The following is a 16,527-nucleotide window of genomic DNA, read 5'->3' as shown; positions in this document are numbered from 1 at the left end:
ACCCGGCAGCTGCCTTTTAAATTTCCCTTATTTACGATTTCTTTTTCGCTCCCGCATACAACAGATAAGAGTACAGATACGGGATAACGACGCTTAGTATCATGCTGACGATTAGAACCGCAATGAGCCACTTGGCCGATAGCAGGCATGCTCCGAGTAGCATCAGGATCCCCGCAATAAACCATAACCTTCCGCCCAGCCGATGCGTGCTGCGCCAGTTATTCTCATCCGTGATCGTCCACGGCGTCCGGATTCCCATAAAGAAATTGCTGCGAAGCTGTCCCATTCGGTTGCCGATGATCATCCACATAATGCCGAGGCCGCCAAACACGATATTGACGAAAGGTAGATCGTAATCGAGATTTTGCAGCATCATCAGCACGAATACCCCGTGGATAAACAGGCTGATCGTCCACCGCATCAGCATGTAGTACTCGCTGAACCGGGCATAGTTCTGACGGCGAGGATCGACATTTCGTACTACAGATAGAAACACTGGAAGCACGATGCCGACACCCGCGTACAAGAGCCACATGCTGGATTTGGCCATTGTGCCGTCCTGCTCGCCCTTGACATTGTAGTGACTGCCAACGACATCCGGCAGCTGATGGTTGAATACAAAAAACACGATACCGAAAATAACGGCATTTACGATGAGCAAAATCCAGTCCTGCTTGCCCCAGCGTATGGTCTGATTCGTTGTGTCGTTCATTATACGTTCAGTCCCCTTTCGTTCCGAGTATGCCGAGGAACCAGCCCATTGCTTCCTGCACAACGGTCATGTTCAGCGAGTATACCCGGTTTTGTCCCTGTCGTTCTTCGGTCACCAGCTTGGCTTGCTTCAGCAAATTCAAATGATGGGAAATGCTTGGCTTGGAAATATTAAAATGGTCGGCGATTTGTCCGGCGGACAGATCCTGTTCCCTCAGCATTTGAAGAATCTGCCGCCTTGTCGGATCGGACAACGCCTTGAAAGCATCATTCAAGATTTACTCACTCCTCCCGAAGTAACTATTCGATATTTAGATAATATTCTAAATATCGAATAAAAGCAAGCAGGCATACGCCCCTTTTCAAGAAAATCTACATGGAGTCAATCGAAAGACAGCCTGCCGCAGCGGCAGGCTGTCCATCCGTCCTCTCTAATGCGCCGTCTCCTGTTCTTTAATCACCTGCTCAATTCCCGACAGAATCAGCTTCAATCCGAACTCAAACGCTCCGTCCGTCCCCATCAGCTCGAACAGTCCGGTTTTGAACATCCTCCGGAACAGTCCCGCATCCGCCTCGCTCATCGAGTCCAGAAGATGAAGCATCTCCCCGCTTGGCATCTCTCCCTGCTCCTTAAGAATAGCGGAGACATTGCGCTGATGCTCGTAATCGTCCAGAACGAAGTAGAAAACATAGTTCATAACCGTAAGAATAGCCTGTAATTTCTGCTCTTGGTCAAGCGGCGTTGATTCCACGCAGAGCAGCATGCGGTTGGTGAACCGGATGATGTCCGGCTCGTGGGGAAGCGTCATCATCATAAGCTGCGTCGAACAAGGGTAACGGCGGAGCACAATCCGTACCGTTACCGCAAGGCCTGCAAGCTGCTCCTTCCAGTCCCCTTCGGAGCGGTACTCCTCCAAAATCATTTTCGACACCTGGTTGGCCAGACGCTGATAAAGATTCTGCTTGCTCTTGAAGTACCAGTACAGAGAAGGGGCCTGAATGCCAAGCCGGTCGGCCAACCGCCTCATGCTAAACTTCTCGATCCCATCCTCCCCCAAAAGCTCCCATGAGGCATCCAGTATCTTATCCTCCGAAATCTGAGGCTGCTTCTGCTTCTTATTCATCCGTATCCGTCCTTTTATCTAACAGTGTAAGTTTGTTCTTTACAGGTTAATACGTTCATGATATCATCTAACACTGTAAGGTTCAATCTAACACCGTTAGATAAACACAAAACATAAGAAAGAAGTGATCCGGATGGATGCGCAAAACCTCCATTACTTTGAAAAAGCTCCGGTCGCCAAAGCCGTAGCTCACTTCGCCCTACCGATGATGCTGGGCACGTCGATGAGCGTCATTTACTCCATCTTGAATGCCTATTTCCTCGGTACGCTTAACGATACCGCCATGTTAACCGCGCTCGCGTTAACCTTGCCCTTATTCGCGATTATAATGGCGCTGGGCAACTTGATCGGCATGGGCAGCGGCACCTTCATCTCCCGTTTGATGGGAGAGAAACGATATGATGATGTCAAGCATGTCTCTTCCTTCGCGTTCTACAGCAGTTTGGTGCTTGGTCTTATCGTGATTGCGGTTGGCCTCCCGTTAATCGATCCCATCGTCCATGGCCTTGGGGCAACGCCCGAATCCTTCGGATTCACAAAGGACTATGTCACAATTATGCTTATCGGTTCGCCAATCGTTGTCTTATTCTTCACGCTGGAGAACATCGTACGCTCGGAGGGCGCGGCTATCACGTCGATGACCGGTATGATTCTAAGCGTTGTCGTCAATATTATTCTCGATGCTTTGGCCGTCTTCGTATTCCATTGGGACGTGATCGGCGTTGCGTCTGCCACAGTCGTTTCAAACTTGGTCGCGTGTGTGTTTTTTGCTTTCCATATGGGGAAAAAGAGCCAATTCCTGACGATCTCCATGAAATGGTTCAAGGCTACCAAAGAGATTACGGGCAATGTATTCAAAATCGGGGTTCCCGTTTTTATTATGAGTATTTTTCTGGGCGCCATGTCGCTTATCTTTAACCACTATCTGGTCGAGTACGGAGATCAGTCCGTAGCGGCTTACGGCATTTCATCCCGTTTATTGCAGTTTCCCGAGTTTATTCTGATGGGCTTATGCGAAGGCGTCGTGCCGCTTATCGCTTTTACCTTCACGGCGAATAAATCGCGCATGAAGGAAACGATCGGATTTACGATCAAGATGATCGTATCGTTAGCCGTCGTCTTCGGCATTATCGTCTATCTGATTTCCGACCACTTGATTGGTTTGTTTACGAACGATCCGCAATTGATCGAAATGGGCAGTTACATTTTGCATGTAACCTTCTTATCCTTGTTCATCACCGGAATGACCACGTTGTTCACGGGGATCTTTCAAGCAACAGCGCAAGGAACCGCCGCATTTATTATGTCCATCATTCAAGGAGTTACGTTGATTCCCGTTCTCTATATCGCCAATCAAATGAACGGCTTCCACGGAGTCGTCTGGTCGCTTGTCATTGCGGATACCGTCGCGTTCCTCGTCGGAGCGATCATACTGTACATTCTGCGGAATAAATTGCAGCCGGACTTGGAAAGCTTAGTCCAATAAGCTATTTAAAAAAGAATAAAAGGCAGGATCAGGGTGCTTCACCCCATCCTGCCTTTTTGCTTTTTTGTATAGACGGTTACACCTTCTTTTTGTACACCCTCATTGCGAAAACATAAGCTACGAGCATAATTCCGACACACCAGGCAAGAGCGATCCAGATGTCGTTGTGTAAAGGCTGGCCTGCAAGCAAAGCACGGATGGATTCTACGATGGAGGTCACTGGCTGGTTTTCGGCAAACACGCGAACGACGGTTGGCATCGATTCGGTTGGCACAAATGCCGAACTGATAAAGGGCAGGAAGATGAGAGGATAGGAAAAGGCGCTGGCACCGTCAACCGTTTTTGCCGACAATCCGGCTATCGCCGCGACCCAAGTCAAAGCTAGCGTAAACAGAGCGAGGATACCGGCTACGGCAAGCCATGGCAGCACTCCCGCGGAAGAGCGAAAGCCCATGATTAACGCGACTAGAATGATGACAGCCACCGAGATAGCATTGGATACAAGCGAAGTTAAGACATGCCCCCAGAGCAAGGCGGAACGCGAAATCGGCATCGTGTGAAACCGCTGGAATATCCCCTTCTGGACATCGGTGAACAACCGGAATGCCGTGTAGGCTATACCGCTGGCAATCGCCATCAAGAGGATGCCTGGAAGCAGGTAATTCACGTAGTTATCCGTTCCGGTTTTTATAGCGCCGCCAAATACGTACACGAACAGCAGCATCATGGCGATTGGCGTAATGGTCACCGTAATGATTGTATCCATACTGCGGAAAATGTGGCGCATGGAACGCCCAAGCATAACGCTAATGTCGATGAAAAAATGCTTCTTTGCCGTTTCCATTTACATAGCCTCCTTTTTGCCGATAATCGAGAGGAAGATTTCCTCTAACGACGGTTGTTTCTCGATATACTCTACCTTTGTCGCAGGATAAAGCTTTTTCAAATCCGATAGCGTGCCGTTCGCAATAATCCGGCCTTCGTGAAGAATGGCAATCCGGTCGGCCAGCTGCTCCGCCTCCTCCAAATACTGCGTAGTCAGCAGGACTGTCGTTCCGCTGTCCGCCAGCTCCTTGACGACCTTCCATACCTCGATTCGGGCTTCAGGATCAAGTCCCGTCGTTGGCTCATCCAGAAAAATGATCTTTGGTTTGCCCACAAGACTAAGCGCGATGTCGAGCCGGCGGCGCATCCCTCCGGAGTAAGTCGATGCCCGGCGGTCCGCAGCATCCGTTAATCCGAAACGCTTCAACATGTCTTCCGCGACCTGGCGCGGATTTTTGAGATATCGCAGCTTCGCGATCATAATCAAGTTCTCGCGGCCGGTCAGGATTTCATCCACGGCGGCGAACTGTCCGGTCAAGCTGATCGACTGACGCACCTCATCCTGCTGCGACGAGACATCAAATCCGTTAATGACTGCGGTTCCTCCGTCCGCTGCGAGCAGCGTGGTGAGTATTTTCACTACCGTTGTCTTCCCTGCCCCGTTAGATCCGAGAAGAGCGAAGATGCTGCCCTGCTCTACCTCGAAATCCACACCCTTCAATACTTCGAGCTGCTTGTAGGATTTCCGCAGACCTTTTACTTGAATAGACTTGGTTTGCATGGGGTAACCTCCTAAAAATGGATGTGAAGCCATTCTTGCTTGATCAATCGCCTGTTTACACAACGGTCACTTTCGACAAATCGGCATCCATGCCTTTGAGGGCCGCGAAGGTTAATTTATCCATGGTTGCGCCGTCGAAGTTGACGGTTTTGATCATGCGATAGTACTTCTTCGTCAACGTAAAACCAGGCTGGAACGAGACGTTTTTAAACGTAGCGCCTTTGAACGAAGCTTCGGTTAAAGCCGCTTTTTCAAACTTGACGCCGATAAACGTCTGTCCGTCAAAGCATTGCTTTGTCAGATCGGAGTATTTGAAATCAACCCCGTCAAATAAACAGCCTTCGAATTTCGTTTTTCTAAGATCCGTCAGCGTTAACGTAACGTCGGTCAGCTTCGCCCCCGTAAATTTGACTCCATCCAGCCCCGATTTACTGAAGTTGGTGCGCACAAGGGTCGACTTGTTGAAGCTGGCATTCGTCAGATCCAGCGCGATGAAGCTGCAGTCCGTCAGGTTCGCTCCGTCAAAATTCGCTTGGCGTACGTCGCTGCTCTTGAACGAGCTGCCGGTCAGATCGGCGCCGGAGAAATCGGAGCCTTGCAGCGCGCTGCCTTTGAATTGTCCCTTATGTGCTTTAACGCCGGCAAAGTCGCTGTCCGCCAGGCTGCTGCCGTTAAAGTTGGTGATCACTTGACGCTCCAGCGAGCGGGAGAGGTTGGCGACCTCCAGAATCGTTTGCTCGATGTCGCCAATGCTCTCGATTGTCGTCTTAAACGCCGTTTCGTCGTCCTTGCCCTCCGCTTTGAGCTCGTTGTAGCGCTCTTGCAAATCGGAAAGCAGGTCGGCCTTCAGTTCGGTAACGCTTTTCACCCCGTCGTATGGGGTAAACACGCTGTTCAGATAATCGTTCAATTTCGGATTTGTCATGTCAAATCTCTCCTTATAATAGGTTTTCTAACACGCGTTTCGCATACTCCCAATTGCTTTTGTTGCGGGTGTAAGTCTCCTTACCCTTTTCGGTAATTCTAAAATATTTGCGACGTCCGCCCTGCGATTCATCGCCCCAGTACCACTCGATGTCGCCGTCGGCCTCCAGCCTTCGGAAACTCGAGTACATGGTGGCTTCCTTTAGTTCATACTCGCCTTCCGAACGTTCGGCAATCAGCTTCACAATCTCGTAACCGTAACGGTCGGCTTCGGACAAGAGCCTTAAAACCATCGTATCCGTATGTCCTCTCAGCAGGTCGGATGTGATTTTGTTCTCGCTCATGTAATCACCTCCATATCTGCATAATAAGGCATACTACTGTGACTGTCAAGGTACTTTTATAAGCAAAATACTTTGTCATTAATAATCGGGCACATGCCTAACAAAAAACCGCGTAAGCGCGCGGATTCAGGAGGCGTTATTTAGCTGTTGGCGTTTTAATCCTTCGCGTCCATGTTCCGCCTTTCTGTAAACGCTGCAATCCGATACAATGGACATGATAGCTTCTATTCAAACCGTAAGGACCAGGAGGAACTTTCAAGATGAACGAACAATTCGAACAGCTTTTTCATTCGGCCCAGGCCCAGCAGCTGCTGGAGCAGATGTACGGCAGCGAAGAACGGGAGCAGCAGATCGACAGATACCGGAAATGCATGGAAGGATACGGCACGCAATTCGGCAACACGGAGTCCTTGAAGTATTTCAGTGCGCCGGGCCGTACAGAGATAGGCGGCAATCATACGGACCATAACCATGGAAAGGTGCTGGCGGCTAGTATTCAGTTAGATACGATCGCGGCAGCGGCAGCCGTGGATACCGGGTTCATTTCCGTTATATCAGAAGGTTATCCGGGCATTTCCGTTATCCATCTGGATGATCTGGAACCGCAGGAAGGCGAAGGCGGCACCGCTGCTCTGATCCGCGGGATCGCACACGGTTTCCGGCAGCACGGGTACCGAATCGGCGGGTTTAATGCCAGCGTCAGCAGTAACGTTCTACCGGCGTCGGGACTCAGCTCCTCCGCCTCTTTCGAGGTTCTGATCTGCCAGATTCTAAGCACGCTGTATAACAACGGGGAGCTGGACGCGGTTATGATGTCGCGGATCGGCAAGCATGCCGAAAATCTGTATTGGAACAAACCGTCGGGGATGCTTGACCAGATGGCCTGCTCGTACGGCGGTATGATTACCATCGACTTCAAAGAGCCGGCACAGCCTCGGATCGAGCGTATTCCGGGTACCTTTGAAGCAGCAGGCTACAGTCTTGTCATCGTCGGCACCGGAGGCAACCACGCCGACCTGACGAAGGACTATGCTTCCATTCCGAACGAAATGCGGGCGGTGGCGCAAGCCTTCGGCGTAGAGGTATGCCGCGATTTGACGGCAGAGATGATCTACGGACGTCTGGCTGAGCTCCGTGAAACCGCCGGGGATCGGGCGGTGCTGCGGGCGCTGCATTTCCTGGATGAAAACGACCGTGTCGGGAAGCAAGTAGAGGCCATTAAGTCAGGCGAGTGGCAAAACGTGCTGAAGCATATTACCGCCTCGGGTAATTCCTCTTGGAAATGGCTGCAGAACATTTACCAGGAATCGGTGTCCCGCGAGCAAGGCATCGCGATTACGCTCGCCATTACCGAGCGTTTCATCGAGCAGTTGGGCGACGGTGCCTGCCGTGTGCACGGCGGCGGCTTCGCAGGCGTTATTCTAGCCGTTCTGCCGCATGCGGCGGTAGACGAATACCGCGAACTTATCGCACGCACGACGGGCACGGAGCTATTCAAGATCCGCGTGCGCGAAATCGGAGCTGTCTGCTTGAATACGTTCTTGTAATTAAGAAAAAAACGCTACTGACATACAGTTGTCAGTAGCGTTTTTTTATACTCGAAATCAGAAAGGATGATCAAACATGAATTTTGCTTCCATACGCATCATTACCGACGACTTGGATCGTCTAGTCGAGTTTTATGAAAGAGTCATGGGCGTTTCGGCCGAACGTCCCGCGCCCGTCTTCGCGGAATTCGTTGTGCCGCCTTTTACGCTGGCGATCGGACACTCGCAGACGGTGCAGCTGTTCGGAGCCGGTTCCGCGGTAGCCGCCAATAATCGCTCGGTCATTATCGAGCTTCGCGTCGACGACGTTGATGCCGAATACGAGCGCCTGAAGCCGTTCGTCGGCCAATGGGTAACGGAACCAACCACGATGCCGTGGGGCAACCGTGCCGCGCTGTTCCGCGATCCCGACGGCAACCTGATTAACCTCTTCGCCCCGGTAACCGAGGAAGCGATCAAACGGTTCAGCGGCAGAGGGTGAAGGATAGTTGCCGGCCAGAATCTCCGTATTCATCGTGGTTTTGCAGGACCTGTTAACTTCATCACTTGTTTGATTCCCTGCCGCCTAGGGTAAACACATAATAGAAGTTACAAAAAATTGAGGCGGTGATTCGAATGTCCGTTCAACAACATGATTATGAAGAACGCCATATCGAGAAAAGGCATGACCCGAGCCGTGTGGCAGCAACCTTTATCAAATACCTTGCTTATGTAATCATTACTTTCGGGGTACTGTATTTCCTTGCGAGATACCTTATACCGATGTTTTAAATGACGGCTTGATACGAACAAAAACCGCCCAATGATAGGCGGTTTTTGTTTTGTCTTTATTATTTCAGCGCATTAAGCATGCCGTAAACGACGCCTTGGTGGTAAAACATATGCAAGGAGGTCGCGATAATGAGCTCGCCGATATTTTCGGCTTTCAGGAAGTTCTCCGGAACCGATTCGTCAAGCCGGTTTTCGAACGTCTCATGCATCGCTCTGCGGAGCTCCTTCAGCTGTGCGTACAGCACCTCCCACTGCGGCGGCTGTTCGTCCCAATCCGCAGGCTTCGTGCCGTAAGCGAAAAGATTATCGTAGCTTCCAGGGAAGATCGGGGTTTCCTCCGCTAGACCAAACACGTGGAATTGCGTTACCGCAAGCACATGCCCGAGATGCCAATGAATATGATTTTTGAAGCCTTCAGGAATGACATCCCGTTTCTCCGGCGGACATTGTCCGAATACCTCAATCAATTGCTCGAGATGCTTATCAAACACATGAAACACATATTCTTTTCTCATCTTAATCGATCCTCCATTAAGGTTGTTTTTTATTTAAACAGGGAGGCATATTCCCCGTAGCCTTTTTGCTCCAACTCGGACTTCGGAATGAATTCCAGCGATGCGGAGTTTGTGCAGAATCGGAGCCCTGTTGGCGCCGGCCCGTCTTTGAACACATGGCCCAGAAAGGAATCCGCGGCGCGGCTTTTCACTTCAACCGCGGAATATAATCCGCCGGTTTCATGCAGCACGATATTATTGGGCTCCAGCGGCTTCGTAAAGCTTGCCCAGCCCGTACCGGCATCGAATTGATCCTTGGAACTAAATAACGGTTCACCCGATACGATATCGACATAGATGCCTTCGTCCGTGTTATTCCAATAGGGATTATCGAACGGAGGCTCATCCTGGCCGTTTTGCGTTACTGCGTATTGAAGCTCCGTTAACGTCTTCAGCTTTTCCGCTTTGTCGAACTCTTTCGCGTAGGTTTGCTTTGGGCTTATTTTCACTTCGCGGTCTTTGCCCCAGACCTGATCCAGCGATGAATCGCGAGTGGAAAAAAGAGTATTCATCTTGAACAAGTACGGATGGTTCGCGTAATAGTCCTGATGCTCGGGCTCGGCTTTGTAAAAGGCCGCTGCCGCCTCGATTCTCGTTACGATCGGTTTATCGAACCGTTTGGAAGCCTCCACTTCCTTTTCGGATGCCTCAGCAGCCAGCCTCTGCTCCTCATTCATGTAAAAGATAGCCGATTGATACTCGTTCCCCCGATTTTCGAATTGACCCGTCGAGTCCGTTGGATCAACGTTTCGCCAGAACACTTGGAGCAGCTCGTCATACGAGATGATATTGGGGTTATAATACACCTCAACCGATTCAAGATGTCCCGTTGTTCCCAAGCTGACTTCTCCATATGTGGGTTTATCCGTATGTCCGCCCGTATAGCCGGAATCCACGCCCGTCACGCCCTCAAGCTTTTGGAAAACCTCCTCCTCCATGTCCCAGAAGCAGCCCCCGGAAAATATCGCCTTCTCATAAGTCGTATTCGCGTTTTCAACGATCGTTTTCTGAATATCCTGAGCCTCTGCTTTGCTAAAAGAACCTTTAAAGAAAAACACCGCGACAGCAAGTACGGCAATCGGAATCACATACTTCATCGGCTTCATTGCCAACGCACCTCCTCTTCAACTTGTAAACCCATTTTAGCAAGAGGCCGTTGTCCATAAATCTGTGGAAAGTCATGATCTGGCAAGAGAAAAGGCATCACTTCGGACAGCAGAAGCATGAATATTTTCATGCCCCGTGCCAAAAGTCATGCCTCAGGGTTGTTATGAAAGATGACGAACCGCATAAATAGCAGCTTGCGTCCGGTCGCGCAGCCCAAGCTTTGCGATCACATTGGATACGTGATTTTTTACCGTTCCCTCCGTCAGAAAAAGCGAGCCCGCGATTTCTTTATTATTCAAGCCTTGCCCGAGTAAAGCCAGCACCTCTTTCTCGCGCTCCGTCAGCTGCTTCAATTCCGCTGGCTCTTGCGCACCCAGAGGATGAGACTTCTCCGGGTTCAATTCGGTTATTTTGACAAACTCTTTGATTAGCATGGACGTAATATCGTGTTGCAGCACGGTACCGCCATTGTAGACGGTTCGGATGGCCCCGATGATCGCCTCGGAAGGCATGTCCTTCAACAGATAACCATGAACGCCATTCTCAAGAACTTTGATAATTAATTCCGAATCGTCGAAGGTCGTCAAGATCAGCACCTTCGTCTCGGGAAAATGCTTGCGTATTAACGCGGAGCCTTCGATTCCGTCCATTCCCGGCATTCGAATATCCATCAGCACCACATCCGGCCGCCATTCCGACACTTTAGCATAAGCATCCTGACCGTCCATCGCCGTTCCGACGACTTCCATGCCGGGTTCGAGGCCGATAATGGTTGCCAGCCCTTCTCTCATAATCCGTTGATCGTCCACAACAAGGACCTTCATCTATAACCACGCTCCATATCTGTCGAAGGATAAGGAAAACGAGCCTCCACGGCGAAGCCTGACGCAGGGTCTAATTGAAACCGCACCTGACCGTTCCACTCCTTCACGCGTTCCTGCAAATTGATTAATCCAAAGCCGGGCTTTAATTCACCGGGCATTTCTCCATCGTTGCGGATGGCAAGCGCAAAACCGCTCTCGGAATAAGATAATAAAATTTCGGCATGACTCGCATGTCCATGCTTCTGCGCGTTCGTCAGGGATTCCTGCACGATTCGGTAAGCCGTCAATTGGAGATTGCTTGGCAATGCAACGGGTGTCCCGTTAGATTGGAAGCTCGTGGACACATTTGCGAATTTCGTAAATTCCCGAGAAAGTCTTTCCAGACTTTCGTTCAAGGAGGTCGACTGGATAGGCTCATCCCGAATAGCCCTGACGGAGAGGCGAACCTCCTGCAGAGAGGACCGGATTAACCCTTCGCTGTCCAAGTAAGCTTGGTCGCTGCGAGATGGGTCAACCTGGCTTAACTTGCGTGCCGCCTGCATCTGGACAAGCGCTGCCGTCAGCTTATGGCCAACCGTATCGTGAATCTCCCGCGCAATTCTCACTCTCTCCCGCGAAGCCGCCCATTCTTCGGCCTTGCTAGCGTAATCCTCCAGCTGCTCGTGCGATTGCTGCAGCTGTGCGTAAAGCTCCAGCGCTTCCCTGCGGGCACGCTGGTAGAAATGGATGAGCGCTTTTACAATGCATGCAAACACGATAAAGGAACAAGTGATGAAATAACTGTCCGCATCCAGGCGTTTATATAAATACCAGTCGATGCTGCCCATCGTGGCCACGTAGAGCAGCAGCAGCACGAAGCCCGCGGCTATAAGAACGCGGGTGCTCCGGATAAACATCAGAATGGCTAAAGCGGTTATTCCGATAAACAGATGATTCGGGAAATTCCCGGCAATAAAGATGTATCCGTAAGAGGCTGATACCAAGAAATCGAGAATAAGAAGATAAATCAGCCAGTTGGGATTTTTGTTCGTATTGGAGTAAGACAGGTAGACCAGCAGAAATACCGCCGTTGAAAAGACGATAAAGCTAAGTCTCCAAAAAAGCGCGATGGAATGTTCAAAATAAAAAATACCCGATATGACAAGATCAAATACAAGCTTTACGCCAAAAAACCACTTCCAAAAACGTGGGGTTTGCCCAAATAGGTCCACGTCTTGTACCATTACTTTTGCTCCTCCTTCTCCTCCGCGAGAGCCGCATCGGCAAGTATTCTCAAATCATAGAACAGTGGAAAGGTTTTATCAAACTTCTTATATCAGCTTAGCGCCGTAACACGGCAAAGAGACTGTCCCGGGTGGGACAGTCTCCTCCTGATCATTCTTAATAGCCGTATACGTCAAAGCTCCAAAGCGAATAGCCCCACTGCGTGCCGCGCTCCGTTCCCAGCATGCGCACGTAACGGCCATTGCCGTTTACATTCTGGTCAAGGTCGGCGCCCGTCCCCGTCGTCGTGCTGTACAGATCCGTCCAGCTGTTGCCGTCAGCCGAGATTTGCAGCTTAAACGACTTGGCATAAGCGGTCTCCCATTTCAGCTTGATGTTGGTTACCGTGCGGCTTGCGCCAAGATCAACCGTAATCCACTGCGGATCAGTGCCGGTCACCGAACCCCAGCGCGTGCCTGGATCATTGTCCACGGCCGAAGCCGGGACAAACGGATCCTGGTAGGATGAAGCGGTTGCCGTCTTGCCTACGGACAGCAGCGTGGAATTCGAGGCTGCTGCGGCATGGCCGTAAACCTCAACCTCATACAGCGAATAACCATAGATCGTACCGCGCTCCGTCATGTTAATCCGGACGTAACGTCCGGTTCCGGTTGCGTTGAAATCGTCAATGCCGCCGTCACCGGTTGTTGTTGCATAAATATCGGACCAGCTGTTACCGTCAGCCGATACTTGAACCTTATACGACTTGCCGTATGCCGTCTCCCAGTTCAGCTTCACGCGGCTGAGCTGCTGCGAGGAGCCGAGGTCAATCGTTAAGGTCTGAGGATCGGCACCCGCAATGGATGCCCAACGGGTCTGCGCGTTGCCATCGACGGCATTCGATCCGGCAAAAGGAGCCTCGGTCGACGATACCGTTACCGTTTTGTTCAGCGCTACGTTGGTATCCGTGCCATTGTTGCCGCCATTGCCGTTATCACCGCCGCCGTTGTCTCCGCCGCTGCCAACCGGAGGCCAGCTATCGCCGGAATTGGTGTTCACCATCGGGTTCACCGATACAAGGGATTTCGCGGCTACAACCGCCGTTCCCGTTGTGCCGGCAGCATTTTTAAACGTTACCGTCACGGGGCTTGCCGTCGGGTTCCAGATTTGAGCGGTGTACGCATTGCCTTTCTTGTACACCGTAGCGCTTGTCCAGCCCGTTGCCCAGACCTCCTTCGTACGCGTGCCAAGCGTCTGCATGTTGTGAACGAACCAATACGTGTTAAAGATTTCGTTCTTCTGCATGTTGGTTGCGCTCCATTTGTTAATGACCGCCTGCGGATCGCTTAACGCCTGAATCGGCCACACGATATGATACCAATCCGTCTCCGGACCGCCGTTATCGGCTACGAAACCGCTGTACAGTCCGGCCGCTTTGCCCGGAACAAGGCTGTAGCTTGTCAAATATTCCGATGTCGGGAGCCAATGGATCCCGTACACGTATACCGGATCTCCGTTGAAGAAGGTGCCGAAGAAGTTGGATGCTCCGTACACTTGTCCGACCGTTTTGTGCGTATATTGCGGAAGCCAGTTGTCGCCGTCATAGTTGAACCAATATTGCATCACCGCGTTAAGCTCCGTCGTAAAGCCGTAAATCGCGGCGTTGCGGAAAGCCGTATCGCCATTGGTCAATGCCCACATGTATTGGCCAACCCATCCGAAGAGCGATTCGCCTGCCGCTTCCTGGTTGTTGCCGTTGTCGTTATCCGCGTAACCGCCTGCCCATGAATGGCCTTCATAAGGGTCAAAGCTGCGGAAGAACGGGAACATGGCATCCGTGCGCGAAGGGTTCGCGTAATCGCGGACGAGATGATCGATCATCGGACCGTATTGCGTCTTGAAATCATTGTCGAAGGTCGCAAGCACGGCAGATGCAAATACGTAGTAACCGTACGTGAAGTGATGATCGGTAATGCCGTTATTCGCGCCGAACTCGCTGGACTTGTAGTACGTTGTCCCCCAATCGGAGTTATAGTACAAGAAATAGTCCGGTTCGCCGTTCGTGTACGTATACCAGTCCGTCAGGATCGTCTTGATCCGCGACAGGAATTTATCCCGGTAAGCCGTCTCGCCAAGCTCATTAGCCGCAAGAACGCCCATGGCAAGCGGATGGAGCTTCTTGCCTTGCCAATAAGCGTCGGCAGCCATCAGGTTACTGGTTGTTTCTTCGTCCAGAGCCTTCAGGTAAGAGACCATGAGCGATTTGTCGTAAGCCGAATCCGTAGGCTCCGTGAACTGTGGCACGATGCCGTAGAAGCGGTCGACCGTCGTAAAGGTATTGCCTTCGCGCACTTTCAACGTACCGCGGACCGAAGGATAAGTCAGCGCGGTAAGCGGTGTCGAGGACACCTTCCATTGATGCGGCAGAAGCGTTGTCAGCGCTTGATTCGAGAACCCGGTGCGCTTCAAAGCCGTTGTCAGCGTGTAATCCGTTGTAACCTGCGAAGTCGATTCGTTATAGCTGTAATTCACTTTCGTGTCCGTTACGAAGGCATAAGCATGCTGGTAGTAGTAGTTCAAGTTTGAAGCGGACGGCAAAGCGGCAACCGACAGATAATTGCCTCCGCTGCCGAGCTGGATTTTGACCTTAGCCCCAACCTTCTTGAATACCGTTCCCGCCGGCGCGAAAATTCCATAGTAACGCGTATAAGATGCGCCGCTGCCGTCCGTGTTCACCAGCTTCACGCCGATATGGTCGGCTGTCAGCGTAGCTCCTTCGGTCGTCAGGACGGAGTTGCCGTTGTCGTCGAAAAGCTGCGTAATCAGCGAGGAATAAATCTCAACCGAGCTTGGATCGGCAAAGGTATTGTATACGTAAGGCGAGCCTTTGACGAAGGTCGATTTCATTTTGTCCGTGGCATCGTCGCTTACAACCGCGTCTACCGACCAGTCGCCGTAACCCGTCACGCGCGTTTGCAGCTTGGACGTGTTAATGCTGTTTGACATGACGTACAGATCGGGATTGCCGTCGGCATTTACCGCTCTGCCGTCCGAGGACAGCCAGCCCGCTCCCGGATTGAGGATGCCAAGCCCTTGCTGGAAGTACTTCGACTTGAGCGGCAGCGTTACGAGATAATCGCCGTATGGCTTGATCAGAATCGACTGCCACCAGTCATTCGACGGGATTGGAGTCGAGATGTTCGACGTCTTGTTAGCCGGATATTTCGGCTGCGGCATACGAATATCGCCCGTCAGATAGCTGCCGGAGCCCGATTGCACGGCTGTTGGCGTTGGCAGCGCCGGAATCGAATACGTCGGCTGCGGCTGGCCGGCGATATAATCGTAAACCTCGAATTCGAGAAGAGAATAGCCGAAGCTTGTCGCGCGGCCGATCCCGTTCATCCGAACGTAACGCCCGTTCGTATATAGCGGGATTTCCTGTTTGCCTCCCGCAAAGTGAAGCTCGCGATAGACGGTTGTCCATTGCGTGCCGTTATTCGATACTTGAACGTCGTATGCCCGTCCGGCTGCCGCTTCCCAGTTCAGGACCACCCGGCCGATCTGATGGGCGGAGCCCAGATCGACATAGATCCATTCATTGTCGGTTGCGTTGGACGACCAGCGCGTAGCCGCATTGCCGTCCACCGCATTGGACGCGGCGGTCGAGCCCGGAGGCAAATAGGCGGAATTTTCAGTCGATGATACCGTTACCGGTTTGTTCAGCGCTACGTTAGGGCCGTAATCCACCGGCGGAGCCGTAGAGCCGCCAGTCCCGTATACTTCGAATTCCAGAATGGAATAACCGTAAGCCGCAAGGGCACGCTGCGTGCCTAATACCCGTACGTAGCGGCCGGTTCCCGTTAACGCAAGGTCATCGGTGCCGCCGTCTCCCGTTGTTGTGGAGTAAACGTCGTTCCAGGTCGATTCATCGCTGGATACCTGGATTTTATAAGCTTTCGCATAAGCGCCTTCCCATTGGATTTTCACGCGGTCAATCGTGGCGTTTGCGCCAAGATCGACATAAAGCCATTGCGGATCCACGCCCCACTGGCTTCCCCAGCGCGTGCCGGTTGAACCGTCCACCGCAAGATTCGCCGCGTTGCCTCCTTCCACGGAAGAGGCGTATGCCGTTTTATTTTGGGATAATAAATATGAGCCCGCCGCATGTACTTCACGGATAAATACGGACGATACAAGCGAGACCAGCATGACCGCGCATAGCGTCAAGACCAGCAGCTTTCTCGTCGCCCTTTCCCGATAAACCGTATACATTCGTCTATTTCCTCCCTAATTCGCAATAGTTGTTCATGGCCGTACTTGAGCTCT

Annotated in this window: 16 protein-coding genes; 4 read left to right on the top strand and 12 right to left on the bottom strand. The window is 51.6% G+C overall.

Features of this window, described 5'->3' with window-relative positions:
* Positions 1-31: 31 nt before the first annotated feature.
* From CFI03_RS19480 to CFI03_RS19470, 3 genes are all read right to left on the bottom strand, one after another.
* The gene (locus CFI03_RS19480; RefSeq protein WP_248758772.1) at positions 32-712 is read right to left on the bottom strand and encodes an SdpI family protein; all 681 of its coding nucleotides are present in this window, start codon (positions 710-712) and stop codon (positions 32-34) included.
* Between the two features lie 7 nt (positions 713-719).
* On the bottom strand, positions 720-986 hold the full coding sequence (locus CFI03_RS19475; RefSeq protein WP_015847019.1) for an autorepressor SdpR family transcription factor: 267 nt from the start codon (positions 984-986) through the stop codon (positions 720-722).
* Positions 987-1,142: 156 nt separating this feature from the next.
* The gene (locus CFI03_RS19470) at positions 1,143-1,835 is read right to left on the bottom strand and encodes a TetR/AcrR family transcriptional regulator (RefSeq protein ID WP_248758770.1); all 693 of its coding nucleotides are present in this window, start codon (positions 1,833-1,835) and stop codon (positions 1,143-1,145) included.
* A gap of 133 nt (positions 1,836-1,968) precedes the next feature.
* Between CFI03_RS19470 and CFI03_RS19465 the strand changes: the two genes are divergently transcribed.
* Entirely contained in the window at positions 1,969-3,321 is a 1,353-nt protein-coding gene (locus CFI03_RS19465) for an MATE family efflux transporter (protein ID WP_248758769.1), read from the top strand.
* A 76-nt stretch (positions 3,322-3,397) separates the two neighbouring features.
* On the opposite strand, the gene CFI03_RS19460 is transcribed toward CFI03_RS19465, so the two are convergent.
* From CFI03_RS19460 to CFI03_RS19445, 4 genes are read right to left on the bottom strand one after another with little or no spacing between them, the layout of a single operon-like run.
* Positions 3,398-4,165: an ABC transporter permease gene (locus tag CFI03_RS19460; protein ID WP_127492716.1), complete on the bottom strand. Its 768-nt coding sequence runs from the start codon at positions 4,163-4,165 to the stop codon at positions 3,398-3,400.
* On the bottom strand, positions 4,166-4,927 hold the full coding sequence (locus CFI03_RS19455) for an ABC transporter ATP-binding protein (protein WP_248758768.1): 762 nt from the start codon (positions 4,925-4,927) through the stop codon (positions 4,166-4,168).
* 55 nt (positions 4,928-4,982) lie between these two features.
* A complete protein-coding gene (locus tag CFI03_RS19450) occupies positions 4,983-5,852 on the bottom strand; it encodes a pentapeptide repeat-containing protein (RefSeq protein ID WP_248758767.1) in 870 nt (289 codons plus the stop codon).
* Between the two features lie 13 nt (positions 5,853-5,865).
* The gene (locus CFI03_RS19445; RefSeq protein ID WP_127492710.1) at positions 5,866-6,195 is read right to left on the bottom strand and encodes a PadR family transcriptional regulator; all 330 of its coding nucleotides are present in this window, start codon (positions 6,193-6,195) and stop codon (positions 5,866-5,868) included.
* 260 nt (positions 6,196-6,455) lie between these two features.
* Here CFI03_RS19445 and CFI03_RS19440 point away from each other — a divergent pair, with 260 nt between their 5' ends.
* The 3 genes from CFI03_RS19440 to CFI03_RS19430 all read left to right on the top strand — a co-directional run bounded on the left by CFI03_RS19440 (position 6,456) and on the right by CFI03_RS19430 (position 8,513).
* Complete coding sequence (locus CFI03_RS19440) at positions 6,456-7,742, top strand: galactokinase (RefSeq protein WP_248758764.1); 1,287 nt, start codon at positions 6,456-6,458, stop codon at positions 7,740-7,742.
* A gap of 76 nt (positions 7,743-7,818) precedes the next feature.
* Positions 7,819-8,223, top strand: a complete 405-nt coding sequence (locus CFI03_RS19435; RefSeq protein ID WP_248758763.1) for a VOC family protein — start codon at positions 7,819-7,821, stop codon at positions 8,221-8,223.
* 134 nt (positions 8,224-8,357) lie between these two features.
* Entirely contained in the window at positions 8,358-8,513 is a 156-nt protein-coding gene (locus CFI03_RS19430) for a hypothetical protein (RefSeq protein WP_248758758.1), read from the top strand.
* A gap of 59 nt (positions 8,514-8,572) precedes the next feature.
* On the opposite strand, the gene CFI03_RS19425 is transcribed toward CFI03_RS19430, so the two are convergent.
* The 5 genes from CFI03_RS19425 to CFI03_RS19405 form a co-directional block, all read right to left on the bottom strand.
* Positions 8,573-9,028 (bottom strand): DinB family protein, encoded by a 456-nt coding sequence (locus CFI03_RS19425; RefSeq protein WP_248758756.1) that lies wholly within the window; start codon positions 9,026-9,028, stop codon positions 8,573-8,575.
* Between the two features lie 29 nt (positions 9,029-9,057).
* Entirely contained in the window at positions 9,058-10,173 is a 1,116-nt protein-coding gene (msrA, locus tag CFI03_RS19420; RefSeq protein WP_248758755.1) for a peptide-methionine (S)-S-oxide reductase MsrA, read from the bottom strand.
* A 162-nt stretch (positions 10,174-10,335) separates the two neighbouring features.
* Positions 10,336-10,998 carry a response regulator gene (locus CFI03_RS19415; RefSeq protein ID WP_248758753.1) on the bottom strand — a complete coding sequence of 221 codons (663 nt, stop codon included), beginning with the start codon at positions 10,996-10,998 and terminating at the stop codon, positions 10,336-10,338.
* A complete protein-coding gene (locus CFI03_RS19410; protein WP_248758752.1) occupies positions 10,995-12,221 on the bottom strand; it encodes a sensor histidine kinase in 1,227 nt (408 codons plus the stop codon). Before CFI03_RS19410 ends, CFI03_RS19415 begins: the two co-directional genes overlap by 4 nt.
* A 157-nt stretch (positions 12,222-12,378) precedes the next feature.
* The gene (locus CFI03_RS19405) at positions 12,379-16,473 is read right to left on the bottom strand and encodes a galactose-binding domain-containing protein (RefSeq protein ID WP_248758750.1); all 4,095 of its coding nucleotides are present in this window, start codon (positions 16,471-16,473) and stop codon (positions 12,379-12,381) included.
* Positions 16,474-16,527: the final 54 nt, after the last annotated feature.

This window comes from Paenibacillus sp. ATY16, from assembly GCF_003399985.2.
GTDB lineage: Bacteria > Bacillota > Bacilli > Paenibacillales > Paenibacillaceae > Pristimantibacillus > Pristimantibacillus glycanilyticus.
This window is presented reverse-complemented; position numbering and strand designations above follow the sequence as displayed.

Excerpts from the sequence above, each read along its gene's own strand:
- CFI03_RS19480 (WP_248758772.1), bottom strand. The coding sequence starts at position 712 with ATGAACGACACAACGAATCAGACCATACGCTGGGGCAAGCAGGACTGG.
- CFI03_RS19470 (WP_248758770.1), bottom strand. The coding sequence starts at position 1,835 with ATGAATAAGAAGCAGAAGCAGCCTCAGATTTCGGAGGATAAGATACTG.
- CFI03_RS19465 (WP_248758769.1), top strand. The coding sequence starts at position 1,969 with ATGGATGCGCAAAACCTCCATTACTTTGAAAAAGCTCCGGTCGCCAAA.
- CFI03_RS19460 (WP_127492716.1), bottom strand. The coding sequence starts at position 4,165 with ATGGAAACGGCAAAGAAGCATTTTTTCATCGACATTAGCGTTATGCTT.
- CFI03_RS19455 (WP_248758768.1), bottom strand. The coding sequence starts at position 4,927 with ATGCAAACCAAGTCTATTCAAGTAAAAGGTCTGCGGAAATCCTACAAG.
- CFI03_RS19450 (WP_248758767.1), bottom strand. The coding sequence starts at position 5,852 with ATGACAAATCCGAAATTGAACGATTATCTGAACAGCGTGTTTACCCCA.
- CFI03_RS19445 (WP_127492710.1), bottom strand. The coding sequence starts at position 6,195 with ATGAGCGAGAACAAAATCACATCCGACCTGCTGAGAGGACATACGGAT.
- CFI03_RS19440 (WP_248758764.1), top strand. The coding sequence starts at position 6,456 with ATGAACGAACAATTCGAACAGCTTTTTCATTCGGCCCAGGCCCAGCAG.
- CFI03_RS19435 (WP_248758763.1), top strand. The coding sequence starts at position 7,819 with ATGAATTTTGCTTCCATACGCATCATTACCGACGACTTGGATCGTCTA.
- CFI03_RS19430 (WP_248758758.1), top strand. The coding sequence starts at position 8,358 with ATGTCCGTTCAACAACATGATTATGAAGAACGCCATATCGAGAAAAGG.
- CFI03_RS19425 (WP_248758756.1), bottom strand. The coding sequence starts at position 9,028 with ATGAGAAAAGAATATGTGTTTCATGTGTTTGATAAGCATCTCGAGCAA.
- msrA (WP_248758755.1), bottom strand. The coding sequence starts at position 10,173 with ATGAAGCCGATGAAGTATGTGATTCCGATTGCCGTACTTGCTGTCGCG.
- CFI03_RS19415 (WP_248758753.1), bottom strand. The coding sequence starts at position 10,998 with ATGAAGGTCCTTGTTGTGGACGATCAACGGATTATGAGAGAAGGGCTG.
- CFI03_RS19410 (WP_248758752.1), bottom strand. The coding sequence starts at position 12,221 with ATGGTACAAGACGTGGACCTATTTGGGCAAACCCCACGTTTTTGGAAG.
- CFI03_RS19405 (WP_248758750.1), bottom strand. The coding sequence starts at position 16,473 with ATGTATACGGTTTATCGGGAAAGGGCGACGAGAAAGCTGCTGGTCTTG.